Genomic DNA, 25,621 nt, shown 5'->3' with positions numbered 1-25,621 from the left:
CTCCTCGGGTCGGTTCAGGCCTTTGCGGTGAAGTGGTCATGCAGGGCGTTGAAACCGCCCTGGAACACATTGGCGCCCATGCCGGCGGCCATTTCGTCGGCCTTTTCCGCAGGCGCGTCAAAACTGGAAGACCATTCCGCGTAGGTCCGGTCGCCATCGGTGATGCGGCGCAATTGCAGCGTCGCGGTGTGATTGCTGATTGGCGCCGGGTGCTCGATGATCGAGTAGCTGACGAGGAAATCCTCGTCGGAAAATGCCGTCAGCTTCTCGCGAATTTTCGGACCGCTTGCCAGCGTGAAGTTGCGCACGCAGCCGATCTCGGTGGCCGGCTTGCCGTCTTCGATATGGCTCTCGACCATGCGCGGATGCCAGGACGGCAGGCCGTTGAAGTCGCGGATGCGGGCCCAGACCTGTTCGACCGGTGCGTCGATGACGCTGGAGATGGTGACGTTCGCCATTGAATGATGCCCTCGCGATTTCCGATGCGGCAAGACTAGGCCCGGCGGACCGGGGCTGCTTATCAATGCGTCTTGGAGGCTTATCCCTCAGTCGGAAAATCCGCGGCTGCGGCGGTCACCAGGGCGCGCGCGCCGCCTCGCGGTACTGGATCGGCGGCACACCGACATGGTCGCGGAAGAAGCGCGAGAAGTTTCCCGGCGTGGTGAAGCCGAGATTGCAGGCCACCGAGATCAGCGAGTCCTGCGAGGTCTGCAGCTGGCGGCGCGCCTCCTCCATCCTCAAAGTGTTCCAGTAGACATTCGGCGTGAGCTGCATCTGCTCCTTGAACAGCGAGAAGAAATGCGCCCGCGACAGCCCGACCTTGCGGGCGACGTCATCGAAGCAGATGCGCTCGCAGATGTTGGCCTGCATCAGTTCGATCGCCTTGCGGACCCGAAAATCCCGGCTTGCGCCGGCACCGTAGCCGCGTGGCGCGCGTCTTCGTCCAGGCTCGGCGGCGTCGAAGAGGCAGTCGATGAAGCGTTCGATTTCGTAGTCGACGAGATCGCCAAGACCGGACTCGTCGCAGAGATTGTCGAAGAGGTGCCGGGCTGCGCGATGAAGCCAGGCGTCCATGGGAATGGCGGGATCGGCAAACAGCGGCGCACCGGCCGGCAGGCCGCGGCGCAGCCGCGCCCAGTCGGGATCGATGTAGAAGGCAAGAAACAGGCCCGGGCGGCCGTCCGAGGCAAAGGCATGGCTGTGCGGCTCGAGCGAGTTGATGCCCACCGCCAGGCCCGGCCCGAGCGCCACCGGCTGGTCCCCGACCGTCATCCTTCCGGTCGCGCCCTCGAGCCAGATGATCACATGGGCCTCGGGATGGGCGTGGGTGACCAGGTCGCTCATCACGTTGAGCACGGACACATGGCCGAATCCGCCCCGAAAGAGCTTGATCGATGACATCGGCTGTTCCTCCCGAGGCGCGTCCTCCCGCGCCTCACCGGAAATCTTGGTCCTGCCAGCCGTCAACGTCAAGCCGCATGATGGGACGACGACAGCCAGCGCTCGCGTCAGACCGCAATGGCGCGGCCCAGCGACCAGTCGCCCGCATTGCTCAGGACCAGCTCCGGATCCTGATATTGCTCGCAGAGAATTTGCTTGTAGCAGGCGCCTTCGGCGGCGCGGTCGAGCGGCGCGTCGGCGCCGGTCATTTTCTGAAGAGCAATCGCCAGCGCATCCACAGAGCCGGAGCCCTCGTCGAACTGTGCCTTGCGGCGCCAGACCAGGTCGTGCGGCAGCAGGTCGTCGCAGGCCTTGCGCAGGATCCATTTCTCCGTCGTCGGCCCGGTACGGTCCGGATTGTCGGCATCGGTTCGGCGCAGTTTCAGGGTCGCCGGAATAGACTGGGCAAAGGCGACCAGCTCGCGGTCGAGGAACGGCGTTCGCGCTTCGAGGCTCTCGGCCATGGTGATGCGGTCGACCCGCAAGAGGTTGATGTTGTGCATGGTGCCGAGCGAGCGGGTGAGTTCGTCGGCCAGTTCGCGCGGGCGATCGACATAGCCGTGATGATAGGTGTAGCCGGCAAACAGCTCGTCGGCCCCCTCGCCGGTCAGCACGGCCTTGACATGCCTGCGCGCCAGCCTGGCCACAAAATGCGTCGGCACTGCGGAGCGGACCAGATCGGTGTCGGCGCTTTCGAGATGGTAGATGACATGCGGCAGCACTTCCGCCACGTCCTCGGGCGTGAAGGCGCGCTCGAAATGCTCCGAGCCGATATGCCCGGCCACGCGGCGGGCTGCGATCAGATCGGCGCTGCCCTTGAGCCCCACGGCAAAGGTCTTGAGCCGCCTGCCGCGGCGCGCCAGCTGCCGGGCGGCGATCGCCGCGATGATGGAGCTGTCGAGCCCGCCGGAAAGAAACGAACCCACCTCGACGTCGGCGACCATCCACTTGCGCACCGCCTCCTCGAGCACCAGCCGCAATTCCTTCCAGACCGCCTGTTCGTCGATGCCATCCTCGGCGCGGCCCGCGCCCTGCGGGATGCGGAACCAGCGCTGCAGCCCGGTGACGCTGTCGAGCGTCGAGCCCGCCGGCACGGCCTCCACCGCGTCGACGCCGATGCCGTCGAAGGCCTTGATCTCGGAGGCAAGCGCGATGCCATCGCCGATGCGGGCAAAATAGAGCGGCTTGATGCCGAGCGGATCGCGGGCGGCGATGATGCGCTCGGGCGTCGCCAGCACGAAGGAGAACATGCCGTCCAGCCGTGTCACCCAGCGCAGGATGTCGGAACGGTGGAGATGCAGGATGGTCTCCGAGTCGCTGCTGGTGCGGAACCGGCCTTCGCCGAGAATGGCGCGCAGGTCGGTGTAGTTGTAGATCTCGCCGTTGACGACGAGCATGTCCTCGTCCTGGTGCATCGGCTGGGCGCCGTTTTCCGGCCCGATGATCGACAGCCGGCAATGGGCCATGATCACCGGCGCGTTGCCGGCGCTTATCACGTCGACCGCGTCGGGACCGCGATGCGCGATCTTGTCGATCATGCGCCTGGCCAGCGCCTCGTCACCGCATCTCCAAAGGCATACGAATCCACACATAAGCCAGCCTCTCCTCAAACACCGCGGACGCGGCGATCAAGTTGTAGGAGCAAGCGGACCGCGTCGGCAAGCCGGCCAGTCAAGCCACCGACAGATTCTCCGATCAGAACCTGAGCGACAGGCAGGACATGCCGCCGTCGAGCTTGGCGCACTCCGAATTGTCGATCTCGCGCACATCGTAGCCTGCGGCGCGAAGCTTCGCCGCCGTGGCCGGAAACCCCGCCGCCATCAGCACGAGGCGGTTGAAGCGGATGGCATTGGCCGCCGCCTCCTCGCCGTCGGCGGTGAAGACCACATCGTAGCCCTCGAAGCAGCCCGAGGCGGCGAGCCGCCTCGTGGACAGGATGGTGTTCGGGCCGATCAGCGAGCAGTCGGTCTTGAAGTGCAGCACGCCTTCCGGCGTGAACACCTCGCGCACGGCGTAGCCCCAGCGGCCGGCGAGCCGGGAGAGTTCGGCAACCCCCGCCGCATCGGTGCGGGCCGAGCGGCCGACGAGGATTTCGCGCGACGTGGTCAGGATGTCGCCGCCCTCGATGGTGCCGGGACCTTCGATCGCGACCACCTCGTCGTAGAGTGCGCGCAGCGTCGGCGCCATCTCAGCCACTTCGCCGGCGCGGCTTTCGGCGCCCGGACGCATCAGGATGGCGCCCTCATGCAGGCAGAGCGCCGTGTCCTCGACGAACACCGAATCCGGAAACGCCTCCAGCGGCGGCAGCTCGATCACCTCGGCGCCGGTCTCGCGCAGGGTGGCGACATAGCTCGCATGGGCGGCGAGCATGCGCTCGAGATCGGGCGTGCCGAGATCCTCGGCGCGCAAACCGTCGATGATGCTGCTCCCCGGCTTGCGGGTGACAGCGCGGGTGAATTCATAGGAATGGTCGGTCATGCATATGCCTCGTCGGGGCCGCGTCGGCGGCGTTGGCTTCGGGTCAGTCCATCACGATTTCGATCATCGCCGGCCCGGTCAGGACTTCGGCGTGCTTCAGGGCTTCGGCAAGAGCCGTGGGTGTCATGGCACAGCGCTGGAACGGCATGGCGCAGGCGGCCGCGATATGGCCGAAATCCGGCGGCGTCGGGTCGCAGCCGATCACGGTGACACCGGCCTCGGCCATCGCCGAGGCGATCTCGCCATAGGCATGGTTGTTCCAGATGATGAACAGGATCGGCAGTTTCTCGTCCACGGCCGTCATCAGTTCGGGGAGCGTGAACTGCGCGCCGCCGTCGCCGGTGATGCAGATGACGCGCGCGCCGGGATCGGCGAGCGCCGCACCGATCGCGGCGGGAATTGCATAGCCCAGCGCCCCATAGCCGGTGGCGGCGTTGAACCAGCCGCCCGGCCGATCGTGGTCGTAGTAGAGATTGCCGGCATAGACGGGCTGCGTCGAATCGCCGACCAGGATCGCGTCGGGCACGGCGGTGCGGATGGTGTCGAGCAGGTCGACCTGCGCGCGCATGGCCCCGCCGATCTCGGCCCTTGCCGCGGCGCGGGCGGACTCGGCGCGTTGGGCGCCGGCAGCGCTCGCCACCCGGTTGCCCAGAGCATCGAGCAGCAGCGGCAGGACCGCTTCCACCTTGCCGCGGAGGGCGTGGCTTGCGGGGTGGCGCGCGAGTTGGTCGGCGCTGACATCGACGCGCACCAGGCCCCTGAACTCCGGCACGCCGCCCGCCTGGTACATGTCGTACTCGGTGGGGCCGAATTCGGTGCCCAGCGCCAGCACCACGTCGGCGTCGCGGATGAGATCGCGCACCGCCTCAAGGCAGGGACTGGCCGGCACGCAGAGCGGGTGGCGATGCATCAGGCCCCGGGCATTCGCGGTCTGGATGACGGGAGCGTCGAGCCGCTCGGCCAGCGCCGTGAGCGTCGCATCGGAGTGCTTGGCGCCGCCGCCGGCCAGGATGACCACCTTGCCGGCCGAGGCCAGCGACCGGGCGGCGGCGGCAATGGCCTCCGTCTCCGGTATCGGCGCCTGGCCGGGCACCGGCGCCCGGGCGCCGGCGCCGTGGTCGAGCTTCATCACGTCGGTGGGAATCTCGATATGCACCGGCCCGCCGCGCGCATGGGCGAACAGCTCGAACGCATGGTCGAGCGCCGGCATGAGCCCGGCCTCCGCCTCGATCCGGGTCGAGCTCCGCGCCACCAGCGCCGTCATGCCACGCTGGTCGGGCAGTTCGTGAAGATGGCCGAGCTGCCTGCCGAGCGTGGCGCGGGCGTTGACGCCTGAGATCACCAGCATCGGCACGCTGTCGGCGCGCGCCTGCGCCATCGGCGTCAGGCAGTTGGTGAGCCCGGGCCCGGTGATGACGAAGGCGACGCCGGGCTTGCCGGACACCCGCGCATAGCCGTCGGCCATGAAGCCCGCGCCCTGCTCGTGGCGCGCAGTGACGTGGCGGATCGCGGAGCCCGCCAGCCCGCGGTAGAGCTCGACGGTGTGGACACCCGGGATGCCGAAGACGACCTCGACCTCACGGGCTTCGAGAGCGTGGACCAGGGCTTCGCCGATGGTGGTCATGATGCGGCCTTGAGCTTGACGGCGGAACGGGCATGCGAGGCGATGCGCAGGCAGGCCTCGCCGATCGGGTCGTCCCCGGCGGTCAGGGCCAGCCGCACCCAGTCCTTGAGCTGCTCGCCGAAGGAGGACCCCGGCATCACCGCCACGCCGGCGGTCTCGAGCAGGTCGAAAGCGTAGTCATGGCCCGACATTCCGGTGGCGGCGACATTGAGCAAAGCGAACATGCCGGCCTGCGGTCGGTTGACCTTCAGTCCGGCGACGCCGTCGAGACTGTCGAACAGCCGGTCGGCGCGTGCGGCAAACCGCCTGCGCATGCCTTCGGCAACCGGCGACGGCGCCGATACCGCGGCGGCGGTCATGTCGGCAATGAAGGGCTGGCTGCCGAACAGCATGGTTTCCGACAACGGCAACAACCGGCTTGCGAACTCGGCCGGACCGACGCACCAGCCGCTGCGAAAACCGGGGGCGGCGTGCGATTTGGAAATCGAGGACACCGCCACCACCCGGTCCGCGAGCTCCGGCAAGGCCAGCGGAGAGACGAATGTCGCCCCGTCGAACACCAGTTCCTCATAGACCTCGTCGGAAATGATCCAGAGATCGTGCTTGAGCGCCAGGGCGCCGATTTCGGCGATGTCCCCGGCGGTGAGGATGGCGCCGGTCGGATTGTGCGGCGTGTTGATCAGAATCGCCCGACTTCTTGGCGTGATGCGCGCCTCGATATCGGCGGCCGACAGCCGGAATCCGCGCTCCGCCCGGAGCGGCACAGGCACCGCGCGGGCGCCGTGGGCGGTGATGACGCCTTCATAGGTGGCATACATCGGATCGCCGACGAGCACCTCATCGCCCATCTCCACCAGCCCGCTGAAGACGGTATAAAGCGCAGTCTGGGTGCCCGGCAGGCACAGGAACTGGTCGCCGCCGATCGGCCTGCCTGTGGAGCGGGTGTAGCGTTCGGATAGCGCCGCCAGCAGTTTCGACTCCCCGCGCCCGTTCGAATAACCGGTGCGTCCGGCCTGCATCGCGGCGGCGGCGACATCCATCAGCGACGCGGGCGCCGGCACATCGGGCTCGCCGATCGTCAGCTCGACAATGTCGCGGCCCTGGCGCCGGAGCTCGCGGGCACGGGCGTGGATGGCCCATTTCTCGCCGCCAAGGCCCGCCAGGCGTTCGGTCACGGATGCATATTTCATGGTCGCCTCGCAGATGTGATGAGATCAAGTCCGAGGATGGCGCCCACCGACGCCAGCCCCACCTCAGGCAATTCGCCCGCTTCGAAACTTTCTGGAAGTGCGCCGCCTTCCAGCCAGAGACCGTCGATGACCGCATTGCAGGCAATCGCCGATCTGCGCAGCAGCCCCTTGTCGCAGGGCTTGCCGGCCTCCTCGAGCGCCGCGCCGATAAGGCCTTCGAGCTGGTCGCGAAACTCCAGATAGGTGTGCGCGTGGATGGCGCGCATGGCCGGGTCGCGCTGCACCAGATGGATGAAGCCGGCCCACAGCGCCACCGCCTGGGCATCGACGACCGGCGGCGTCAGACCCGCTGTGACAAACGCAGCCAGCCTCAGGACGGCGCTCGCGTGGTCCTCCTCCAGCACCACGCCGGTGGCGTCGGTCAACAGTTCCATGTGGCGCTCGTAGGCTGCCCCGAGCAGCTCCTCCTTGGAGGAGAAATAGTGGCGGATCAGGCCCTGGGTCACGCCCGCCGCCTCGGCGATGTTGCGCACGGTCGCTGCCTCGGGACCGCCGCGCGCGATCAGCGACAGCGTCGAGGCAATCAGCGCCTCGCGACGCTGGTCGGCAGGTTCGCGTCTGAATTTGCGCCGCATCTCTTTTCGGACTGATTCCTGGTTGAACGTTTATTATACGCTTGCATAATTTCAAAATGCTGACCTTAATACAATCGAAATTTGGAGGGACGGGATGAATTCGTCGCCAGCGCGCGAAACCGCATCGGGCACCGGGGCAGGAACCGAAGCCATCCGCATCGAGGGGCTGCGGAAGTGCTTTGGTGAGCTGGAAGTGCTCAGGGGCGTGTCGCTGACCGCCCACAAGGGCGATGTGGTGGCGATCATCGGCGGCAGCGGCTCGGGCAAGTCGACGCTTTTGCGCTGCGTCAACTTTCTCGAGACGCCCTCGGGCGGACGCATCGTCATCAACGGCGAAGACATCAAGATGCGCGCCGACGGCACGCCCACCCACCGCAAGCAGATCGAGAAGGCCCGCACGCGGCTTGGCATGGTGTTCCAGTCCTTCAACCTGTGGACCCACCGGACGCTCCTGGAAAACGTCATCGAAGTGCCGGTGCATGTGCTCGGCGTGCCGAGGGCGGAGGCGATCGAGCGGGCCCGCACGCTGCTGGCGCGGGTCGGGCTGTCCGAGAAAGCCGACACCTATCCGGCCTTCCTGTCGGGCGGCCAGCAGCAGCGCGCCGCGATCGCCCGGGCGCTCGCCATCGAGCCCAGCGTGATGCTGTTCGACGAACCCACCAGCGCGCTCGATCCGGAGCTGGTGGGCGAGGTGCTGTCGGTGATCCGCGATCTCGCCGCCGAGGGGCGAACCATGCTGCTCGTCACCCACGAGATGAAATTCGCCCGCGAGGTGGCAAGCCACGTCATCTATCTGCACAACGGCATCATCGAAGAGGAAGGCCCGCCGGAGGCCGTCTTCAGTGCGCCGAAGTCGGAACGGCTGAAGCAATTCCTGCAAACCGTTGCCTGAGCAGCGGACAAACAACCAGAGAGGACGAACCATGACTTTCAAATCCATCGCCGCCGCCAGCCTGCTGGCACTCGCCGCGTCGCTTGGCGCCGCCAGCGCCGAGCAGATCAAGGTCGGCATCGCCGCCGAACCCTATCCGCCCTTCGCCTCGGCGGACGCCGCCGGCAACTGGACCGGCTGGGAGGTCGAGATCATCGGCGCCGTCTGTGGCGCCGCCAAGCTCGATTGCGCGATCACGCCGGTGGCCTGGGACGGTATCATTCCATCGCTGACCGGAAAGCAGATCGACGTGATCATGGCCTCGATGTCGATCACCGACGAGCGCATGCAGAGCATCGATTTCTCCGACATGTATTACAACACCCCGGCCGTCATCGTCGCCGCCAAGGATTCCGACATCAAGCCGACGCCGGAAGGCCTCGCGGGCAAGATCCTCGGCATTCAGGCCTCGACCACCCACCAGGCCTATGCGCAGGCGCATTTCGAGGGCAAGACCGAGCTCAAGGTCTACCAGACCCAGGATGAGGCGAACCAGGACCTGATCGCCGGCCGCATCGACGCCACCCAGGCAGACTCGATCGCGCTCGCCGATTTCGTCAACAGCGAAGCCGGCGCCTGCTGCGAGATCAAGGGCGCTGTCGCCAATGATCCGGCCATTCTCGGTGCCGGCGTCGGCGCTGGCCTGCGCAAGGGCGACGAAGATCTGAAGGCCAAGATCAACGAGGGCATCGCCGCCATTCTCGCCGACGGCACCTACGACAAGATCACCTCGAAGTACTTCACGACCAGCATCTACAGCAAGTAAGGCTGCCCGTGTCGCACCTCGTCGAGACCCTCGGTCTCGCCAGCAGCCTTCAATTGCTGTCTCTTTCGCCCCCCGGTTGGGGGGCGAACTTGCTGCGCGGTCTCGTCAATTCGCTGCAGATCGCCTTTGGCGCCTTCGGCTTCGGCCTGGTGATCGGATTGTTCGGCGCCTACGGCAAGCTCTATGGCGGTCCGGTGGTGCGCGACCTGCTCGCCGTCTACACCACCGTGATCCGCGCCGTTCCCGAGCTGGTGCTGATCCTGATCCTCTATTACATCGGCACCGACCTCATCAACCAGATGGCCGCAGCACTGGGCTATGGCCGGGTCGAGATCAACGGCGTCGTCGCCGGCATCTGGGTGCTCGGCATCGTCCAGGGCGCCTATGCCACCGAAATCCTGCGCGGCGCCATCCTGGCCGTGCCGCCGGGGCAGATCGAGGCGGCGCGCGCCTATGGCATGCCGCCGTTCATGCTGATGCGGCGGGTGACGATCCCGGCGATGATGAGCTTCGCCATTCCGGGACTCGCCAATCTCTGGCTGATCGCCACCAAGGACACGGCCCTGCTCGCCGTCGTCGGCTTCAACGAGCTGACGCTGGAAACCAAGCAGGCGGCGGGCTCGACGCGGGCCTATTTCACCTTCTTTCTTGCAGCCGGCGCGATCTATCTCGCCGTCACGCTGATCTCCGGCGTCGCCTTCAAACGCATCGAACGCTGGGCCCGCAAGGGTCAGCCCTCGCTCAGGAGTGGCGGCGCATGACCGCGCTCCGCCCGCTGCTCGTGCCGCACCGGATCGTCATGATGCTGGTGGCGCTGGGCATCGTCGCTTGGTGCGCGGTGTCGATGCGCTGGGACTGGATCCCGAGATACTCCGGCCTCGCGCTCGAAGGCCTGTGGCGGACGATCTGGCTGCTGGTGGTCAGCAGCGTTCTCGGCATGCTGCTCGCCATCCCGCTCGGGCTCGCCCAGGCCGTCGGTCCCTGGTATCTGTCAGCGCCGGCCAAGGCCTTCTGCACCATCATCCGCGGCACGCCGCTGTTGCTGCAGATCTGGCTGCTTTATTACGGCCTCGGCTCGCTGTTTCCGCAGTTTCCGGCGATCCGCAACAGCGAATTGTGGCCCTATCTGCGCCAGGCCTGGCCCTATGCGGTGCTGGCGCTGACACTGTCCTTTGCCGGCTACGAGGGCGAAGTGATGCGCGGCGCGTTTTCGGGCGTCGCCCGCGGACAGATCGAGGCGGCGCGCGCCTTCGGCATGCCGCGCCGGACGATCTTCCGCCGCATCTGGCTGCCACAGGCCATCCGCAACGCGTTGCCGACCCTGGCCGGCGAGACCATCCTGCAATTGAAGGCGACGCCTCTCGTTGCCACGATCACCGTCATCGACATCTACGCCGTGGCCTCGAGGGTCAGACAGGACACCTTCATCGTCTACGAGCCGCTGCTGCTGCTCGCGGTCATCTACATGGTCATCGCCGGCGCGATCGCTCTCGCCTTCAAGCGCTTCGAGCTGCGGATTCCGGCGCGCGCGCGCTGAATGGCTTTCGCGGATCAGCCGATCAGCGTCAGGCAGGAGGCCAGCAACGCGGTGGCGGCGAGAACAAAAATCCAGTCGCCCCGGCCGATCCGGGGCGCCGAGAGAAAGGTTCGCGGCGCATTGCGCGAGAGCCCCCTCGCTTCCATGGCCATCGCCGATCGGCCGGCGCGGCGGATGGCATAGGCGAGCAGCGGCACGACCAGCGACGCGGCCTCGGCCGGTCCCGGTATCCGGCGCGGCAATCGGCCCTCGCGCATGGCGCGGGCCAGCCGGATCTGCTGAGCCTCGCGCCCGAGGTCGGGAACCAGCTGGATGGCCGCGAACAGGGCGAAGCCGATCTGCGGCGGCAGGCGCCAGTGGATCATCAATGCCTTGACCAAGGCGCCGGGATCGGTGGTCAGCCCGAAGACGGCCGAGACCATGCCGCAGGCGACGGCGCGGGCAAACAGCACCAGTCCGGCGGACACGGCCGGGGAGGAAAACGCCTGTTCGGCCGCCATGCGCACGGCGAAATCCGACTCCTGCCGGAACAGGATGCTCGTGGTGAGAAAGCCGAAGCCGAACAGCGCGAAGGGCACCATCACCAGGAGCACGAACAGCGGCGACCGCCGCTCCAGCACGATGAGCGCGGCGGACGAAAGGGCGATCGTCATCAGCTGGAAGCCGAGGTCGAAGACGACGATGGAGGCCGCGATCCAGGCAAGGCAGACCAGAAGCTTCGGCAGCGGATGCAGGCCGCTCAGCATCGGTCGGTCCCGGCGCGGTGGCGCTTGCCCTCCACCCAGTCGAGCATCGGCAGCACCTCCGGGGCGCGCAGTCCGGCATCGGCAAGCAGACCCGCCTGATGGAAGATCTGCACGGGCTCCGCATCGGCGCTCACCGCGCCGGCCTGGAGCACGGCCGCCCGGTCGCAGACCTTCAACGCGAAATCCAGGTCGTGGGTGATCACGGCAAGCGCTCGTCCGGCGGCTGCCAGGCGGCGGATGTGGCGCGCGACGGTCCGGGTCGAGGCGGCATCCAGTCCGGAAGTGGGTTCGTCGAGCACCAAAAGCGGCCAGCGGTCGCTGACCGTCAGCGTGGCGAGCGCCAGCCGCCGCTTCTGCCCCTGCGACAGCTCGAAGGGATGCCGGCCGGCCACCTCCCCCAGCCCCCAGTCCTCGAGAGCCTCCGCCACCGCTCTCGCAGAGTCATCGGCAGACGCCCGCCTCACCTCGTCGCGCACCGAGGCTTGCGTGAACTGGTTCTCCGGGTTCTGGAACGCCATGCCGCCCGCCGGCCCGTGGCGCCGGCCGCCCCTGAGCCGCAGCAGGCCGGCAAGACTGCCGCCGAGCGTGGATTTTCCCGCCCCGTTGGCGCCAAGGATCCCCAGCACCTCGCCGCTGCAGACCGCAAGCGAGATGCCGGACAGGACCACCGGCCCGAACAGCGGCGCGCAGCAGGCCTGCTCGAGCCGCGCCACCGGTCCACCGCGGCGCAGGTTCACCGCCGGCAGCGCATCCCGCGCGATCGGCTCGACGGCCCGAAAGGCGCGGTGCCGGTCCGCCCCGCGAAGGCCATCGAGCCAGGAGATGAGATCGTCGTTGCCCGCGGGCGGGCGCGGCGCGGCAAGCCCTGCCCGCATCAGAGCGCGGTCGAACCGGCTCACCAGCGGGGTCCAGATGCCGAGATCCTCGAGCCGGTCGCCGTGGTCGCGGAACACCGGCCCCGGCGGCCCCTGCACGAGCACCGCCCCGTCGCGGTCGAGCACCACGACACGGTCGACGTGGCGGATCATGCCGTCGAGCCGATGATCGACGACCAGCACCGTGCGCAGGCGATCACCGCCGAGCAGCAGCGCGATCATCCGCGCGGCGACCGCCGGGGCGAGACTGGCGGTGGGTTCGTCGGCGACGAAGATCGGCGCGTCCGCGGCGAGCGTCGCTGCCAGCGCCACCATCTGCCTTTCGCCGCCCGACAGGGTGGAAATGCGCCGGCTGCGCCAGTTGTCCGGCAGGCCAACGCTCGCCATTGCCGCGGCCACGCGGCGGCCGATGTCTGCCGCAGGCCGGGCCTCGTTCTCCAGGGCGAAGGCGATCTCGTCCTCGACGCTGAGCCCGCACAGGGTCTGCTCGGCGTCCTGGAACAATTGCGAGACGGTCCGCGCCCAGTGGGACGGCGGATGGGCGGCGACCGACACGCCGTTGAGCGTTACCGAGCCGCTGACCGCGGCGGGCACGGATTGCGGGATGAGGCCGGTGAGCGTCTGCAGCAGGGTCGATTTTCCCGAGTCCGACGGCCCCAGCAGCAGCAGCCGTTCGCCCGGCGCCAGGCCGAGCGACACCGGCCCGACCGCATCCCGCGCCGCATAGGGGTAGCGGACCCGGACCTCGTCCCAGCAGGCGTGCGCACCGGTCATCGGATCACGCGGCGGCGGCGCGCCTGTCGTGGTCTATCGCAAGCCCCGACAGCACGCCGGTCCTGTACAGGGCCTGGACGATGAGATGACCGAGCAGGCCCCCGAGCAGGGCGCCGCTTGCGCAGCGCAGCACGAACATGACCACGAGCAGGGTCGGAGCGAGCGCGCCGTAGTCGAAGCGGATCCAGGTGTAGGCGAAGGAGAAGACCGCCGCCCCGACACCCGCCGCCATCAGCACGGGCAGACGATAGCTGCGCCAGCGCGTGGCGGCAAACACCGCCTCGGCGCCCGCGCCCTGCACCAGTCCGGTGACCAGCAGCAACAATCCGGCGGGACTTCCGAGCAGGATCTGCACCGCCGCGGACAGCACCTCCGAGGCGAGCGCGACACCCGGCTTGCGGATGATGGCGGCCGCTATGATGGAGACGATGAACCAGAAGCCCATGACCACATCCATGGTGACGGAGCCGAAGACGGCCTGGGCGATCAGCCACACCTGCACCCAGCCGAGATAGAGCACGCCGAAGACGGCGCCCAGAACGGCAACGATCATCGTTTCTCGCATGGTCCAGATGCTGGACGGATTCGCGGTGGCGGGAGTCATGGCTACACCTCTTGATGGCTGGTTTGGGAGAGAGAGAGAGAGAGAGAGAGAGTTCGCCGGTCAGGCGGCGCTGGGACTGTTGGCCGAAACCGTCACGTCCAGCGCCACATGGCCCGCACCGGCGCCGAAGCGGGTGAAGGCTTCCGACAGCGTGGCGAAGACCGGTCCGGCATCGCCGCTGAGCTTGGTGCAGAAGTTCTTCGAGCGGTCGAAGACGCCCGACGATTTCAGGAACTCGATGCAGCCGTAGATCTCGTCCATGTGGTGGCCGGCGCCTAGCGGGTAGAGAGAAAACTGCGCCGCCACCTGTTGCCCGGTCAGCCCGGAGCCCGCCACCGCCGCACGCGCAGCGTAGATGCGCTCGCCGAGCGGCCGGCCATCCGGACCATCGCTGATCGGCGTGCAGACGGGATCATCGGGCTCTCCGGGACAGCCGCGCGACACGGCGGCCGAGAGCACGCAGTGCACGCCGCTGCCGGCGGCGCTGAGGAGAAGGTCGCGCATGGCCGGAAACAGGATTTCCGGCGGGCCGACCAGCAGGGTGGAGATATCGTCGGTTTCGATGCGGAGGCGATCACGCCAGGCATCAAGCGCGCCGATGGCGCCGAAGATCACGCCGACAAAATCGTCGGACATCGGATACAGAGACACCTGTGCGCCGGAAAACATCGTCACCTCGCTCCGCTGGCATTACCCAGATCAGCTATAGGGTCCGCGAACTGGCGTTCGACATCTCAGCCCCGGCAATACGGAGCACCCCTGTTGTTCGGTCAGACTATTGGCTTTGCCGTGGAAAGCAAGACCGAAAATGAAAACCGCAATCATTTCAACATTGCCAGGGCCACTAGGCGCGACCGCCGGCCCCGGGCTCAGGCCGGCACCACCCTGCCGCTCCGGTTGCGCGACCTGACCAGGATCAGGCCGATGATGCCGATATTGAGGAAATTCCAGGCAATGCCGTTGATGAAGGCCGCCTGGTAGGAGCCGGTCAGGTCGTAGATCCAGCCCGACATCCAGCCGCCGATCGCCATGCCGACGATGGTGGCCATGATGACGAAGCCGACCCGGGCGCCGGCCTCTTTCGCCGGCAAATATTCCCGCACGATAATGGCGTAGCTCGGCACGATGCCGCCCTGCGACAGGCCGAAGACCAGGCTTACCACATAGAGCGAGGCCAGTCCGTCGAAGGGCAGGTAGAGAAACAGCGCGATGCATTGCAGGGTCGAGCCGATCAGCAGCGTCATCACGCCGCCCAGCCGGTCGGCGATGACCCCCGAAGCCAGCCGCGAGACCACGCCGCCCATCAGCATCAGCGACAGCATCTCGGCGCCGACGGTCGGGCCGTAACCCAGATCGGCGCACAGCGAGACGATGTGGACCTGCGGCATCGACATGGCGACGCAGCAGCCGACTCCCGCCAGCGCCAGCAGCCATTGCAGCATGCGCGGCGAGAAGCTGACGGAGCGCGCATTGGTCCTGGACATGGTCTCGGCGTGAAGCGAGGCGGCTTCGGGAATGCGCCGCTTGAGCATCAGCGCCAGCGGCACCACCAGCACCACCGTCAGCACCGCCAGCACGTAATAGACCGTACGCCAGCCGTGGTCGGCCAGGATGCCGCTCAAAAGGATCGGCCAGATGGCGCCGGAGAGATAATTGCCGCTGGCCGCCACGCCGACGGCAATGCCCCGACGCCTGTAGAACCAGTGCGAGATGTCGGCGATCAGCGGGCCGAAGCTGGCGGCGGTGCCGAAGCCGATGACGAACTGCACGGCGGCAAGCATGACGACGCTCGAACTGACACCGGCCAGAACATAGCCGAAGGCGATGGTCAGCGCCGAGCAGATCATCGCGGTGGTGATGCCGAAACGGTCAACGACGCGGCCGATGACCAGGTTGCCCAGCGCAAATCCGACCATGGTCAGCGTATAGGGCAGCGCCGCATCGGCGCGGGCGATCCCGAATTCGGCCTGCACCCTGGGCATGATGATGATGACGGCCCACATGCCGACATTGCCGATCATCGCGATCAGAAGCGTTACGAGAAGGCGCAGCCAGGAATAGCGGCTGTCAAGAATGTCGGATCCGGTCATCGCCGGACCTTATGGAGGCTCCGGCGGGCTGTACAGTTGCGTTTTGTGAAGCATCCATGATTTTGCCTGATGATTTCCGTGGGAATTGCGGCATTTGCACCGATCATAAACTGGTGTTTGTCGCCGATCTGCGCCATGTTTCCGCCATGATCGGGCCAGGCCGACCTGGACCGAGCGTCACGATGATTGCGCCAACGCCCCGGAGCCTTGTCCCATGAGTGCAGCAGGCCGACTGAACAGCCTTCGCGAACTTCTCGCCCATGCCCGTGAAATCCTGCAGATCGATGTCGGCTTTCGCCTCTGGGACGGCTCCACCATCCCCGAGGATCTCGCGCCCGACGCGTTTGCGATTTCGCTCGCCGACGAGGGCCTGGTCGCAGCACTTACCCGCAGGCCCAACATGGAGACGCTGCTCAATCTTTGGGTCTCCCGGCGCATCGACCTCGTCAACGGCGACATGTTCGACCTGGTGGCGCAACGGCCGAAGGTGCGCAGCAAGCAGATCCGCAAGGCGCTCAGCAAATGGCTGGTGCTCAACACGGCGCGCAAGTTCCTGTTCGTCGACCGCGGCGGTCCCTGGCCGCTGGAGACGCAGCCCTCGGAAAAGCCGTCGGACGGCAGCCGCGAAGAGAACGAGAAGAACATCCAGTATCACTACGATGTCTCAAACGCCTTCTACGAGCTCTGGCTCGACAGGGAGATGGTCTACACCTGCGCCTACTGCACCGACTGGGACAACGACATCGATACGATGCAGCAGGACAAGCTGGAGATGATCTGCCGCAAGCTCCGGCTGAAGCCGGGCGAGACCATGCTCGACATCGGCTGCGGCTGGGGCGCGCTGTCCTGTTATGCCGCCACCCATTATGGCGTGACCACGCTCGGCGTGACGCTGTCGACGCAGCAGGTGGAATATGCCAGGGCCAAGGCGGAGCGGCTCGGCCTGTCGGACCGGGTCAGGTTCGAACTCGCCGACTACGCCACCGTGCAGGGCCAGTTCGACAAGGTGGCCGCCATCGGCATCCAGGAGCATATCGGCATCGACAATTATCCGACCTACTATCAGACCGTCAAACGGGTGCTCAAGCCCGACGGACTGTTCCTGCACCACGCCATCACCAAGCCGGCGAAGAAGGACGCGCGCAGCTTCAAGCGCAAGAACGAGGAATTCGCGCTCCTGACCAAATATATCTTCCCGGGCGGCGAACTCGACCACATCGGCAACACCGTGACGATGCTGGAGAGACACAAGTTCGAGGTGCACGATGTCGAGGACTGGCGCGAGCACTACCAGCGCACCTGCCGCCACTGGCATGACCGGCTGCTCGCCCGCTACGATGAAGCCGTGGCGGAAGTCGGCGAAGTGAAGACGCGGATGTGGCTGCTCTATCTCGGCGGCTGCTCGGTCGCCTTCGAGCGCAACGGCGTGCGGCTCTACCAGACGCTCGCCTCGCACGCCAATCGCGGACCGACCGTCGCCCTGCCGCCGACCCGCGCGGATCTTTACCGGACGAATTGACAGCGGGCGTCGACGCGACACATACATCCACGACACTTTCTCTCCAGGCACCGACGGCGATTGACCGGCAGCCCTGCATGACGACCGGAGACTGCCCGCATGCCGCAGACCTATCGCCCCCTCGCCGCGACTCTCTGGATGATGGGCTCGATCGGGTTCTTCTCGATGATGGCGATCTCCGGCCGGATGGTGTCGGGACTGCACGACACATTCGAAATCATGACCTGGCGTTCGCTGGTCGGATTCGTGATCGTGCTGGCGGTCGCCGGCGGCAGCGGCCGGCTCGGCGAAGTCCGGGTCGCGCGATTCCGGTCCCATCTCGCGCGCAACCTGTGTCACTTCACCGGGCAGAACCTCTGGTTCTGGGCGCTTGCGCTGATCCCGCTGGCGCAGGTCTTCGCGCTCGAATTCACCTCGCCGGTCTGGGTGATCCTGCTGTCGGTCTTCATCCTGAAGGAACCGCTGACGCTGCCGCGCCTGGTGGCCACCGTGCTGGGCTTCCTCGGCATCCTGATCGTGGTCCGCCCCGACTTCAACTCGCTCAACCCGGGCGTCGTCGCGGCGGCGACCGCGGCGATCTTCTTTGCCGCCACGCTGCTGCTGACCAAGTCGTTGACCCGCGACGAAAGCGCCGTCTCGATCCTGTTCTGGCTCACCCTGATGCAGCTCTGCTTCGGCGCCATCATGACCGGCTATGACGGCGTGGTGACCTGGCCGACAGCCACCACGCTGCCCTGGCTGGTGGCCATCGGCATATCCGGGCTGGCGGCGCATTTCTGCCTGACGACCGCGCTGGCGCTGGCGCCGGCGAGCTTCGTGATCCCGATCGATTTCGCCCGCCTGCCGGTGATCGCCATCGTCGGCATGGTGCTGTTCCACGAGCAGCTCGACTGGTTCGTCTTCCTGGGCGGCGGCGTCATCTTCCTTGCCAACTGGATCAACATCCGCGCAGCCAACCGGGTCGCCATCGCCGCACCCGTGTGATCCGCTCAGCGCGGGGTGGCGTCCGTGGGGTGTCTCCTCGTGCCTGACCAAGGTCCGGATGACGGCGGCCGGAGCCGGCGCCGCGCTGCGCGTGCAAATGCTGTCTTGATCATGTCCTGCCTCTGCTTCGGCGTGGATGGGAGGTCCGGTCGGCCGTGGTTGAAAAACAAGAAAAGCCGCCAAACCGGGACAATCCGCTTGTCGCGGATCTGTTGCCTGGTTGGCGGCCTTGCCTGATGCGCCATTCGATGGACGCTATGTTTGATCCCCTCTGGATCTGACCCTGACAATGCACAAAGCGTGCCAGTTTTGACAGAACGACAATTTCGATTTTTTTCAACAGTTTAAACAATTCTCGATGGATCCGCGGCGCCCGCAGGCTGCACAGATTTGCATCCGCCGGCGCACAACAATTGTGCAGCGCAACGCCATGCGTGCATTTCAGACCGCGTGCGGATGCAGCGCTTGAGCGCCGATACAGGTGTCGAGCGGCGCCGGATCGAAGATGGCGGCGTCGAAGAAGCCGTAGGGTCCAAGGACCAGCTTGCCGCTCATGGCGCCGATGGGCAGGGGATGGGTGAGAGCGGGACGGCGAGGCCAGCGGGCTGAACGCGGTGCGGTGAAGATCGGGGTGGTCGGGGGCGAGCGCGAGGTATTCACCGACCGGCAGCCGGAAACGAATTCGGGCATTATCTCAGGAGAAGCAAATTATTTCCATTGATCGCTTAATCAGTGGAACCAAATACCGGTCAGTTCGTTATTTGAACGTAACGGCATCACAAGCCAGCCGAACGAGAATTTCAATAGACCTGACCAACCCACTGGGAGTGACACATGAACAAGTTCACCACATTCGTCGCAGCAGCAGCCATCGCCCTGACCTCGACGGCAGCCTTCGCTGCATCCACCGCGATGGATGGCGACACCTACTGGAGCTCGGCCGACAACATGGACCCGAGCGTCTATGACATGATGATCAATCCGGAAACCAAGGCCATGCGCGAAGACGACGATTTCGCCAAGCGCATGAGCATGGCCACCGACGAGGAAAAGACCAAGTTCGGCGCGGCCTGCAGCGAATGGCAGCAGAACGAAGTCCTGTTCACCGACAAGGTCGCAGCTCGCTGCAAGATGTAGGCCGGAACGTCGGTACTCCGACGATCCGATCGATGACGCCGGGCTTCACAGCCCGGCGTTTTCTTTGCGTGAGGGATGGCACTCTGCCGGCGGGCCGCCAAACCGATGACAGGGACGCGGCCGGACGACGGCCACGGCCGACGCGACAATCGGCCATCGCCGGCACTCCCGGCTCCGATTCCGGTGGTGCGCGACATGCCTCTGCCAAAAAATGAACTGATCGGGGAACCAATTTCCGAAGCTCCCGTTGAATATCTGTACCGACAGAGCAACCCTCCCCCATACAGAAGCTGCTTTGTCAAAAGCAAATATGAGGAGTGAATGATGAAAACCCTGACCACAATCGCTGCAGCAGCAGCCTTCGCCATGACTTCCACAGTCGCCTTTGCGCAGACCAATGCGGACAATACGTATTGGAGCAACGCGGACAACATGGACCCGAGCGTCTACGACATGATGGTCAATCCGGACACGAAGCAGATGCGCGACGATGACGATTTCGCCACACGCATGGGCAGCGCGACGGACGAGGAAATGACCAAGTTCAAGGCCGCCTGCACCGAATGGCAGAAGGACGAAGCCCTCTTCACCGACAGCGTCGCCGCCCGCTGCAAGATGTAGGCCGACGCAGCTGCCGGCTGGCGCACGACGCCCGGCCGGAGAGCTTCACGCACGCCGGGTCCGAGGACCCGGCGTTTTCTTTGCCCGCAACAGAGCTTGACGTCTCGCCACTCACGCGTTGTCGGCCAGCACCGCCTCCCGAATCTCCCTCAGGACGTCCGGGTCGGCGGACTGGACGCGACTCCAGTTCGGAATGAACGGCGTTTCCATCGGGTTCTCGATAAATGTGTGGCCGGCCTCGACCAGGTTCGCCGCGAAAAGTTCGACGGCCTGCTCCTCGGTGTGGCGGTCGACCCTGAGCCCGTTCATCATCGCGTCGTTGTAATACATCTCGATCATATCGAGGGCGATCCGGTAATAGGTCGCCTTGATGGTGCGGAACGTCTCGTGGCTGAAGACCGCGCCCTCGGTGGCCAGCTTGCGAAACAGCGCCTTGCAGATGTCTGTCGACATCCGCGAGAGGCCGGCGCTGGCGTCTGCCTCCGACAGCGGCTGGTGCTTGTGGTCGTAGCTGTCTGCGATATCGACCTGGCAGACCGCATGGCGCGACAGGTTGCGCGCCACTTCCGAGAGCACACCGATTTCCAGGCCCCAGTCTGACGGGATCCGCATGTTCGGCAGGATCGAGGTGCGCATGGCGAACTCGCCGGCCAACGGATAGCGGAAGGCCTGCAGGTAATCGAGATAGTCGCTCTGGCCGCAGGTCTTCTGCAACGCCTTGAGAACCGGCGTCACCAGCAGCCGCGTGACCCGGCCGTTGAGCCTGCCGTCGGCGATGCGCGGGTAATAGCCCTTGGCGAACTGGTAGGAAAAGGCCGGATTGGCCACGGGATAGACCAGCCGCGTCAGCATGTCTCTTGAATAGGTGGTGATGTCGCAATCGTGCAGCGCAACCACGTCGCTGTCCTGGCAGGCGAGCGTGTAGCCGATGCAGTACCAGACGTTGCGCCCCTTTCCAGGCTCGCCGGCTGCAAGGCCGGCATCGGCCAGACGCCGGTGGATGGTGCCGAGCCGCGGCCCGTCGTTCCACAGGATCGAATGCTGCTGCGGCAGCCGGGCGAAGAACCGCCGCGCGTGCCGGAACTGCGCCTCGTCCGCGCGATCCAGCCCGATGACGATGTGGTTGATGTAGCGCGCGCCGGCCAGCGCCTCGACGATGGCGTCGAGGGCGGGGGCCTCAAGTTCGGAATACAGCGAAGGCAGGATCAGCGTGATCTTGCGACGCTCGGCAAAGCTTTCGAGCTGGCGCTCGAGAACGGAGGCGGAGACCGAGCCCAGATTGTGGAGCGTGGCGACATTTCCGGTCTGATGGTAATCGGCCATGGCGGCAGTCCTCTCATCGCAACTCGTCAAGGATGCGCAGCATCTCCGCGTTCCAGCCGAGGGGGCCAGGGTGAAGCGAACGGCGGACGCGGCCGCTGTCCTCGCCTTCGAGGCGGTCGATGCCCGGCTGATCGGGATTTGCAATAATCACCCCGATATCGGCCTGCTGCAGCATGGTGATGTCGTTGGGCGCATCGCCGAGGGCCACCGTGGTGATCGGTTCGCCGGTGCGGCGCCATTGCCGGGTGATCTCCGCCATGCGGTCGCCCTTGGTGGCTCCGAAGGACAATGTCAGGAACCGTCCGCCCTGCTGGGCGAAGATGCCCTTCTCGGCGAGCAGCAGCGCGAAGATCTGGTAATCCTCCCTGCCGCCGGTCCACAGGCCAGGTTCGGAAAACTGCCGACGGCGCGCGAGCGATGCCGCCGCGCGATCAAGCCCGCTGTTCACCGAGACTTCATCGACACTCCAGTCGGAAAAGCCGGTGAACCGGCGGCGCAGCGCGGGAGGCAGTTCGTCGAGCGCTGCGCGCAGCCGGTCGTGCGCATCCTCCGTCCCGCTTACGGCGGCATCCCCGGCCGGCGGCAGGATGCCGGCTCCATTCTCGACGATGGCGGCGCAGTGGGCAAAGCCGGCGGCGGCGCGCAGCGGGACGACCTCGGCGGCGGTCTTGCTCGAAGCCATCACCAGGGCATGGCCCTCGCGGTGCAGGCGTCCGAGCGCGGGTCGGGCGGCGTCGAAACCATAGGTCCGGTGGTCGATCAGCGTGCCGTCGAGGTCGGTGAAGACCAGAAGACGATCGCACGGGCTCATGGCTTCTCGCGGGTACCGGCACCCTGCCGGTTGGCGATCCAGCGCGCCTGGTAGGGAGCAAAGACGAGTTCGCCGCTGACCGGCTGCACACTCTCGCCGCTGAGCAGGTCGGTCCACGGCTCGCCGGCAATCAGGTTGAGGGACATTGCCGGGATGCTGCGCTGCCCGGCGGTGAGATTGAAGACGGCGAAGATGCTCTGCGAACGGTCGATGCTCTGGCGCCAGAAGCCGAAGAATTCGGGGCCGAGCTGCAGCGTGAACTGCGTCGCATTCGGGTGGAAGGCCGGCTGGCGCGAGCGGACGGCGACCAGCGCCTTGATCCGCGTGAAGACCCGCGCCTCCTCGCTGTCGGGGTCGGTCAGCTCCGCCTCCAGTGCGGCCCGATCCAGCGCCCGACGGTTGATGGCGCGATTGTAGCCCAGCCGCTCGACTCCCTCGCGGTCGTTCCGGCTGGCAAGCAGCGAGTGGATATAGAAGGCGGGAATGCCCTCGAGCGCCATCACGATCGCCTGACTGAGGATGAAGCGCTCGAACTGGAAACCGTCGGGGCCATGCACCGTCCCGGCAACCGCGTCGTAGAGGGCGACGTTGAGCTCGTAGGGCTTTGCGCCACCGGGCAGGCTGCGCATCGAGACCAACCCGCCGAAGCCCTGTACCGCCTCGATCATGGCGGCAATCTCCTCGTCGGGGATCAGACCCTCCGCGGGACGGATGCCGATGCCGTCATGGGAGGCGGAGAAATTGAAATAGGCGCATCCCAGTTGCGCCGGCGGCATGCCCATCTGCCAGGCGTTGAGATAGCGCGACGAGCCGGTGAGCAGCGCATGCAGCAGCAGCGGCGGCAGCGAGAAATTGTAGATCGCGTGCGCCTCGTTGCGGTTGCCGAAATAGCTCAGATTCTCGACATTGGGCACATTGGTTTCGGTGATCAGGATGATCAGCTCCGGATGGTAGTCGGCGAGCAACCGCATCAGCCGGACGACGGCATGGGTCTGCGGCAGGTGGATGCAGGGGGTGCCGACTTCCTTCCAGACAAAGGCGACCGCATCGAGCCGGATGGTGCGGGCACCCTTCTCGATGTGCAGGCGCAGGATGTCGAGGAATTCCATCAGCACGCGCGGGTTCGAGAAGTCAAAATCCACTTGGTCGTGGCTGAAGGTGCACCAGACATGACGGGGGCCGCCCGCAGTCTCCACCTGGCGCAGCAGCGGGTGGGTGCGCGGGCGCACCACTTCGCTCAGATCGGCATCCGGCGAAGCTTCCCGGAAAAACCGGTCCCAGGGCGCATGGCCCTGCAGGTAGTCCGAGAACATCGGCGACTGGCTGGAGCAGTGGTTGAGCACCAGGTCCGACATCAGCCGGAACCGGCCGGCGATGCGGCCGACATCCTCCCAGGTGCCGAGCTGGGCGTTGACCGCCCTGTAGTCCGTGATGGCGAAGCCATCATCGGAGGTGAAGGGAAAATACGGCAGGATGTGGATCCCGGTGAAGACGCCGGCGAGGTGCCGTTCGGCGAAATCTCGCAGCAGGTCGAGCGGGCGATGCACGCCGTCGGCGATGGTGTTGCCATAGGTGATGACGTAGGTGTCGCGCTCGGTCCAGAAGCCGGTGCCGGGCATGCGGCCGCGCTTTCGCGGCTTGATATCGCCGAAGAAGCTGGCGGCGGCGAACCTCGCCAGGGTGGCGGGATTCTCGTCGGGATAGATGAAGGCCAGCAACTGCTCGAGACCGCTCACGAGGCGCGAGGGGATCGAGGCGCCGGGTGTCACAGGATCGTCCGGCATGCTTGAGGGGCCATGTCATACTGCATTGCAGCATGATGCCCGGCGCAAACCGGCTTGGCAAGCACACAATGCCCCATGCAGAGCAATATCCGGCAACGCCTAAAATTCAGGCACTCCGATTGAATTCAGATCCGCCAGCCGAGCAACATCTTTTCGGCGCGACCGATCAGCCAGGCCACGGCAAGTCCGAGCAGTGACAGCAGCGCCACGCCCGCGATCAGCTGGTCAATTGCATAGAGCGCGCCGGCCATCAGGATATAGGCGCCGATGCCGTATTCGGCACCGATCATTTCGGCCGCCACCAGCAGGATGATGGCAATGGAGGCCGAGATGCGGAAGCCCGACAGGATGGCGGGCAAAGCGCCCGGAATGATGATCTTGCGCACGATCGAGGACCAGGACAGGCCGAAGGACTGGCCCATGCGGATCAGGCTGCGATCGACATTGTCGACGCCGCCATAGGTGGCGATCACCGTCGGGAAGAAGGAGCCGAAGAGGATGGTGGCGACCTTGGATCCCTCTCCGATCCCGAACCAGACGATGAACAGCGGCAGAAGCGCGATCTTGGGAATCGGAAACAGTGCCGAGACCAGCGGCGACAGCCCGGCGCGCGCCACCGAGAAGAGGCCGATGGCCAGGCCCACGGCGATGCCGAGCAGGGTGCCGAGGCTCCAGCCGACGGTCAGCCGGAACAGGCTTGCGGACAGGTGCTTCCAGATCATGCCGCTGCGGAACAGATCGGCCATCGCCTCCGCAGCTTCCGTCGGCGCCGGCAGTGAAATGTTGGAGATGAAACCGGTGCGCGAGCCGATCTCCCACAGGATCAGCAGTGCGGCGAAGACAAGCGGCGCAACATGGCGGTGCGGGCGGTGCGTGAAGCCGGAACCGCGAAACGGCACTGGCCGGGTTGGCGCTGCCCCCGGCTTCTCGGTTGCCGGAGCGGCGGAAGGCAGGCTCCGATCAAGCGACATCGGACAGCTCCCGGTCGGCGGCGCGGGCCTCGTCGCGCATCATTTCCCACAGCCGGCGCTGGATGGCCGCGGTCTCTGTGGGGAAACCGGGCCGCTCGGAAAGCGGAATGTCGATCTCGACGATGTCGCGGATCCGGCCGGGCCTGCGCGACATCACCACGATGCGATGACCGAGCCGCACGGCCTCGGCCAGATTGTGGGTGATGTAGCAGGCGGAAAAACGCACCTGCGTCCAGAGTTCGATCAGATCGTCCATCAACAGGTCGCGGGTCTGGCTGTCGAGCGCCGAGAGCGGCTCGTCCATCAGCATGACCGCCGGATTGACCGACAGCGCCCTGGCGATGGCGACGCGCTGTTTCATTCCGCCCGAGAGCTGGCGCGGATAGGCTGCGGCGAACTCGGTGAGCTTGGTACGGGCGAGCACGTCATCGACGACGGCGCCGACGCGCTCGCGCCCGATTCGGTGGTCCTCCAGCACCAGGCGGACATTGCCCTCGACGGTCCGCCAGGGCAGCAGGGCAAAATCCTGAAACACATAGGTGAGCGGGTTGAGGCTGTCGGCCGGCGGCTCGCCGGACATGAGAACCTCGCCGCTGGTCGGCCGTTCGAGTCCGCCGATAATGCGCAGCAGGGTGGACTTGCCGCAACCGGACGGACCGACGACACAGACGATCTCGCCGCTGCCGACGGAGAGCGAAATGTCGGTGAGCACCGGCATGTCGCCATAGGAATGATTGATTTTTTCGAGGATCAGCTCCATTGAGCGTCACTCCTTGCAAGC

Annotated in this window: 26 protein-coding genes and 1 riboswitch; of the genes, 8 read left to right on the top strand and 18 right to left on the bottom strand. The window is 66.0% G+C overall.

The features are described from left to right. Positions 1–14 precede the first annotated feature (14 nt). The 7 genes from DFR52_RS07000 to DFR52_RS06970 form a co-directional block, all read right to left on the bottom strand. Positions 15–458: an SRPBCC family protein gene (locus tag DFR52_RS07000; RefSeq protein WP_110031253.1), complete on the bottom strand. Its 444-nt coding sequence runs from the start codon at positions 456–458 to the stop codon at positions 15–17. A gap of 115 nt (positions 459–573) precedes the next feature. Further along, positions 574–1,401 (bottom strand): AraC family transcriptional regulator, encoded by an 828-nt coding sequence (locus DFR52_RS06995; RefSeq protein ID WP_110031252.1) that lies wholly within the window; start codon positions 1,399–1,401, stop codon positions 574–576. A 107-nt stretch (positions 1,402–1,508) separates the two neighbouring features. Next, positions 1,509–3,032, bottom strand: coding sequence for an asparagine synthase (glutamine-hydrolyzing) (gene asnB / locus DFR52_RS06990; RefSeq protein WP_110031251.1), 1,524 nt, complete (start codon positions 3,030–3,032; stop codon positions 1,509–1,511). 103 nt (positions 3,033–3,135) lie between these two features. After that, positions 3,136–3,918 carry a dimethylarginine dimethylaminohydrolase family protein gene (locus tag DFR52_RS06985; RefSeq protein ID WP_110031250.1) on the bottom strand — a complete coding sequence of 261 codons (783 nt, stop codon included), beginning with the start codon at positions 3,916–3,918 and terminating at the stop codon, positions 3,136–3,138. A 43-nt stretch (positions 3,919–3,961) separates the two neighbouring features. Continuing rightward, positions 3,962–5,542, bottom strand: a complete 1,581-nt coding sequence (locus tag DFR52_RS06980) for a 5-guanidino-2-oxopentanoate decarboxylase (protein ID WP_110031249.1) — start codon at positions 5,540–5,542, stop codon at positions 3,962–3,964. Further along, positions 5,539–6,732, bottom strand: coding sequence for a pyridoxal phosphate-dependent aminotransferase (locus DFR52_RS06975; protein WP_110031248.1), 1,194 nt, complete (start codon positions 6,730–6,732; stop codon positions 5,539–5,541). The genes DFR52_RS06980 and DFR52_RS06975 overlap by 4 nt, the downstream gene beginning before the upstream one ends. Further along, positions 6,729–7,367 carry a TetR/AcrR family transcriptional regulator gene (locus DFR52_RS06970; RefSeq protein ID WP_110031247.1) on the bottom strand — a complete coding sequence of 213 codons (639 nt, stop codon included), beginning with the start codon at positions 7,365–7,367 and terminating at the stop codon, positions 6,729–6,731. The genes DFR52_RS06975 and DFR52_RS06970 overlap by 4 nt, the downstream gene beginning before the upstream one ends. 94 nt (positions 7,368–7,461) lie before the next feature. Here DFR52_RS06970 and DFR52_RS06965 point away from each other — a divergent pair, with 94 nt between their 5' ends. The 4 genes from DFR52_RS06965 to DFR52_RS06950 are packed head-to-tail and all read left to right on the top strand — an operon-like array spanning position 7,462 to position 10,601. Further along, positions 7,462–8,259, top strand: coding sequence for an ABC transporter ATP-binding protein (locus tag DFR52_RS06965; protein WP_110031246.1), 798 nt, complete (start codon positions 7,462–7,464; stop codon positions 8,257–8,259). A 31-nt stretch (positions 8,260–8,290) separates the two neighbouring features. Next, positions 8,291–9,064 carry a transporter substrate-binding domain-containing protein gene (locus DFR52_RS06960; protein ID WP_110031245.1) on the top strand — a complete coding sequence of 258 codons (774 nt, stop codon included), beginning with the start codon at positions 8,291–8,293 and terminating at the stop codon, positions 9,062–9,064. Between the two features lie 8 nt (positions 9,065–9,072). Continuing rightward, positions 9,073–9,825, top strand: a complete 753-nt coding sequence (locus DFR52_RS06955; protein ID WP_110031244.1) for an ABC transporter permease — start codon at positions 9,073–9,075, stop codon at positions 9,823–9,825. Next, positions 9,822–10,601 carry an ABC transporter permease gene (locus tag DFR52_RS06950; RefSeq protein WP_110031243.1) on the top strand — a complete coding sequence of 260 codons (780 nt, stop codon included), beginning with the start codon at positions 9,822–9,824 and terminating at the stop codon, positions 10,599–10,601. Before DFR52_RS06955 ends, DFR52_RS06950 begins: the two co-directional genes overlap by 4 nt. A gap of 14 nt (positions 10,602–10,615) precedes the next feature. On the opposite strand, the gene DFR52_RS06945 is transcribed toward DFR52_RS06950, so the two are convergent. The 5 genes from DFR52_RS06945 to DFR52_RS06925 form a co-directional block, all read right to left on the bottom strand. Continuing rightward, on the bottom strand, positions 10,616–11,347 hold the full coding sequence (locus DFR52_RS06945; protein ID WP_110031242.1) for an energy-coupling factor transporter transmembrane component T family protein: 732 nt from the start codon (positions 11,345–11,347) through the stop codon (positions 10,616–10,618). Next, positions 11,341–12,996 (bottom strand): ABC transporter ATP-binding protein, encoded by a 1,656-nt coding sequence (locus DFR52_RS06940; RefSeq protein ID WP_110031241.1) that lies wholly within the window; start codon positions 12,994–12,996, stop codon positions 11,341–11,343. Before DFR52_RS06940 ends, DFR52_RS06945 begins: the two co-directional genes overlap by 7 nt. Before the next feature lie 4 nt (positions 12,997–13,000). Further along, positions 13,001–13,600 (bottom strand): ECF transporter S component, encoded by a 600-nt coding sequence (locus DFR52_RS06935; RefSeq protein ID WP_110031240.1) that lies wholly within the window; start codon positions 13,598–13,600, stop codon positions 13,001–13,003. A 60-nt stretch (positions 13,601–13,660) separates the two neighbouring features. Continuing rightward, complete coding sequence (locus DFR52_RS06930) at positions 13,661–14,269, bottom strand: YkoF family thiamine/hydroxymethylpyrimidine-binding protein (protein WP_110031239.1); 609 nt, start codon at positions 14,267–14,269, stop codon at positions 13,661–13,663. Then, positions 14,260–14,371: riboswitch (TPP riboswitch) on the bottom strand. Its footprint overlaps the gene before it by 10 nt. A gap of 98 nt (positions 14,372–14,469) precedes the next feature. Next, positions 14,470–15,690, bottom strand: coding sequence for an MFS transporter (locus DFR52_RS06925; protein WP_110031238.1), 1,221 nt, complete (start codon positions 15,688–15,690; stop codon positions 14,470–14,472). A gap of 214 nt (positions 15,691–15,904) precedes the next feature. On the opposite strand from DFR52_RS06925, the gene DFR52_RS06920 reads away from it, so the two are divergent. Beyond that, the gene (locus tag DFR52_RS06920; RefSeq protein WP_110031237.1) at positions 15,905–17,209 is read left to right on the top strand and encodes an SAM-dependent methyltransferase; all 1,305 of its coding nucleotides are present in this window, start codon (positions 15,905–15,907) and stop codon (positions 17,207–17,209) included. A gap of 99 nt (positions 17,210–17,308) precedes the next feature. Then, positions 17,309–18,193, top strand: coding sequence for a DMT family transporter (locus DFR52_RS06915; RefSeq protein WP_245415235.1), 885 nt, complete (start codon positions 17,309–17,311; stop codon positions 18,191–18,193). 441 nt (positions 18,194–18,634) lie between these two features. Here DFR52_RS06915 and DFR52_RS06910 read toward each other — a convergent pair whose 3' ends face one another. Next, positions 18,635–18,853, bottom strand: a complete 219-nt coding sequence (locus DFR52_RS06910) for a hypothetical protein (protein WP_146215548.1) — start codon at positions 18,851–18,853, stop codon at positions 18,635–18,637. 174 nt (positions 18,854–19,027) lie between these two features. On the opposite strand from DFR52_RS06910, the gene DFR52_RS06905 reads away from it, so the two are divergent. Both DFR52_RS06905 and DFR52_RS06900 read left to right on the top strand, forming a co-directional pair. Then, complete coding sequence (locus tag DFR52_RS06905; RefSeq protein WP_110031235.1) at positions 19,028–19,330, top strand: hypothetical protein; 303 nt, start codon at positions 19,028–19,030, stop codon at positions 19,328–19,330. A 324-nt stretch (positions 19,331–19,654) separates the two neighbouring features. Then, positions 19,655–19,951, top strand: coding sequence for a hypothetical protein (locus tag DFR52_RS06900; protein ID WP_110031234.1), 297 nt, complete (start codon positions 19,655–19,657; stop codon positions 19,949–19,951). A gap of 111 nt (positions 19,952–20,062) precedes the next feature. Here the strand turns inward: DFR52_RS06900 and DFR52_RS06895 are convergent, their stop codons facing one another. The 5 genes from DFR52_RS06895 to DFR52_RS06875 all read right to left on the bottom strand — a co-directional run bounded on the left by DFR52_RS06895 (position 20,063) and on the right by DFR52_RS06875 (position 25,600). Beyond that, on the bottom strand, positions 20,063–21,274 hold the full coding sequence (locus DFR52_RS06895) for a glycosyltransferase family protein (protein WP_110031233.1): 1,212 nt from the start codon (positions 21,272–21,274) through the stop codon (positions 20,063–20,065). Between the two features lie 13 nt (positions 21,275–21,287). After that, the gene (locus DFR52_RS06890) at positions 21,288–22,085 is read right to left on the bottom strand and encodes an HAD-IIB family hydrolase (protein ID WP_110031232.1); all 798 of its coding nucleotides are present in this window, start codon (positions 22,083–22,085) and stop codon (positions 21,288–21,290) included. Continuing rightward, positions 22,082–23,869, bottom strand: a complete 1,788-nt coding sequence (locus tag DFR52_RS06885) for a sugar phosphorylase (protein WP_110031231.1) — start codon at positions 23,867–23,869, stop codon at positions 22,082–22,084. The genes DFR52_RS06890 and DFR52_RS06885 overlap by 4 nt, the downstream gene beginning before the upstream one ends. Before the next feature lie 125 nt (positions 23,870–23,994). Beyond that, positions 23,995–24,840 (bottom strand): ABC transporter permease, encoded by an 846-nt coding sequence (locus DFR52_RS06880; RefSeq protein ID WP_110031230.1) that lies wholly within the window; start codon positions 24,838–24,840, stop codon positions 23,995–23,997. Next, positions 24,830–25,600 carry an ABC transporter ATP-binding protein gene (locus DFR52_RS06875; protein WP_110031229.1) on the bottom strand — a complete coding sequence of 257 codons (771 nt, stop codon included), beginning with the start codon at positions 25,598–25,600 and terminating at the stop codon, positions 24,830–24,832. Before DFR52_RS06875 ends, DFR52_RS06880 begins: the two co-directional genes overlap by 11 nt. Positions 25,601–25,621 lie beyond the last annotated feature (21 nt).

The organism is Hoeflea marina (assembly GCF_003182275.1).
Taxonomy (GTDB): domain Bacteria; phylum Pseudomonadota; class Alphaproteobacteria; order Rhizobiales; family Rhizobiaceae; genus Hoeflea; species Hoeflea marina.
Note: the sequence above shows the minus strand (reverse complement) of the source record. Positions and strands in the feature narration are given on the sequence as shown.

What these genes read in the sequence shown, in the direction of transcription:
- DFR52_RS06930 (WP_110031239.1), bottom strand. Translation starts at nt 14,269, where the DNA reads ATGTTTTCCGGCGCACAGGTGTCTCTGTATCCGATGTCCGACGATTTT.
- DFR52_RS06925 (WP_110031238.1), bottom strand. Translation starts at nt 15,690, where the DNA reads ATGACCGGATCCGACATTCTTGACAGCCGCTATTCCTGGCTGCGCCTT.
- DFR52_RS06965 (WP_110031246.1), top strand. Translation starts at nt 7,462, where the DNA reads ATGAATTCGTCGCCAGCGCGCGAAACCGCATCGGGCACCGGGGCAGGA.
- DFR52_RS06935 (WP_110031240.1), bottom strand. Translation starts at nt 13,600, where the DNA reads ATGACTCCCGCCACCGCGAATCCGTCCAGCATCTGGACCATGCGAGAA.
- DFR52_RS06875 (WP_110031229.1), bottom strand. Translation starts at nt 25,600, where the DNA reads ATGGAGCTGATCCTCGAAAAAATCAATCATTCCTATGGCGACATGCCG.
- DFR52_RS06980 (WP_110031249.1), bottom strand. Translation starts at nt 5,542, where the DNA reads ATGACCACCATCGGCGAAGCCCTGGTCCACGCTCTCGAAGCCCGTGAG.
- DFR52_RS06885 (WP_110031231.1), bottom strand. Translation starts at nt 23,869, where the DNA reads ATGCCGGACGATCCTGTGACACCCGGCGCCTCGATCCCCTCGCGCCTC.
- DFR52_RS06890 (WP_110031232.1), bottom strand. Translation starts at nt 22,085, where the DNA reads ATGAGCCCGTGCGATCGTCTTCTGGTCTTCACCGACCTCGACGGCACG.
- DFR52_RS07000 (WP_110031253.1), bottom strand. Translation starts at nt 458, where the DNA reads ATGGCGAACGTCACCATCTCCAGCGTCATCGACGCACCGGTCGAACAG.
- DFR52_RS06915 (WP_245415235.1), top strand. Translation starts at nt 17,309, where the DNA reads ATGCCGCAGACCTATCGCCCCCTCGCCGCGACTCTCTGGATGATGGGC.
- DFR52_RS06895 (WP_110031233.1), bottom strand. Translation starts at nt 21,274, where the DNA reads ATGGCCGATTACCATCAGACCGGAAATGTCGCCACGCTCCACAATCTG.
- DFR52_RS06940 (WP_110031241.1), bottom strand. Translation starts at nt 12,996, where the DNA reads ATGACCGGTGCGCACGCCTGCTGGGACGAGGTCCGGGTCCGCTACCCC.
- DFR52_RS06945 (WP_110031242.1), bottom strand. Translation starts at nt 11,347, where the DNA reads ATGCTGAGCGGCCTGCATCCGCTGCCGAAGCTTCTGGTCTGCCTTGCC.
- DFR52_RS06985 (WP_110031250.1), bottom strand. Translation starts at nt 3,918, where the DNA reads ATGACCGACCATTCCTATGAATTCACCCGCGCTGTCACCCGCAAGCCG.
- DFR52_RS06970 (WP_110031247.1), bottom strand. Translation starts at nt 7,367, where the DNA reads ATGCGGCGCAAATTCAGACGCGAACCTGCCGACCAGCGTCGCGAGGCG.
- DFR52_RS06995 (WP_110031252.1), bottom strand. Translation starts at nt 1,401, where the DNA reads ATGTCATCGATCAAGCTCTTTCGGGGCGGATTCGGCCATGTGTCCGTG.
- DFR52_RS06880 (WP_110031230.1), bottom strand. Translation starts at nt 24,840, where the DNA reads ATGTCGCTTGATCGGAGCCTGCCTTCCGCCGCTCCGGCAACCGAGAAG.
- asnB (WP_110031251.1), bottom strand. Translation starts at nt 3,032, where the DNA reads ATGTGTGGATTCGTATGCCTTTGGAGATGCGGTGACGAGGCGCTGGCC.
- DFR52_RS06950 (WP_110031243.1), top strand. Translation starts at nt 9,822, where the DNA reads ATGACCGCGCTCCGCCCGCTGCTCGTGCCGCACCGGATCGTCATGATG.
- DFR52_RS06900 (WP_110031234.1), top strand. Translation starts at nt 19,655, where the DNA reads ATGAAAACCCTGACCACAATCGCTGCAGCAGCAGCCTTCGCCATGACT.
- DFR52_RS06975 (WP_110031248.1), bottom strand. Translation starts at nt 6,732, where the DNA reads ATGAAATATGCATCCGTGACCGAACGCCTGGCGGGCCTTGGCGGCGAG.
- DFR52_RS06920 (WP_110031237.1), top strand. Translation starts at nt 15,905, where the DNA reads ATGAGTGCAGCAGGCCGACTGAACAGCCTTCGCGAACTTCTCGCCCAT.
- DFR52_RS06960 (WP_110031245.1), top strand. Translation starts at nt 8,291, where the DNA reads ATGACTTTCAAATCCATCGCCGCCGCCAGCCTGCTGGCACTCGCCGCG.
- DFR52_RS06905 (WP_110031235.1), top strand. Translation starts at nt 19,028, where the DNA reads ATGAACAAGTTCACCACATTCGTCGCAGCAGCAGCCATCGCCCTGACC.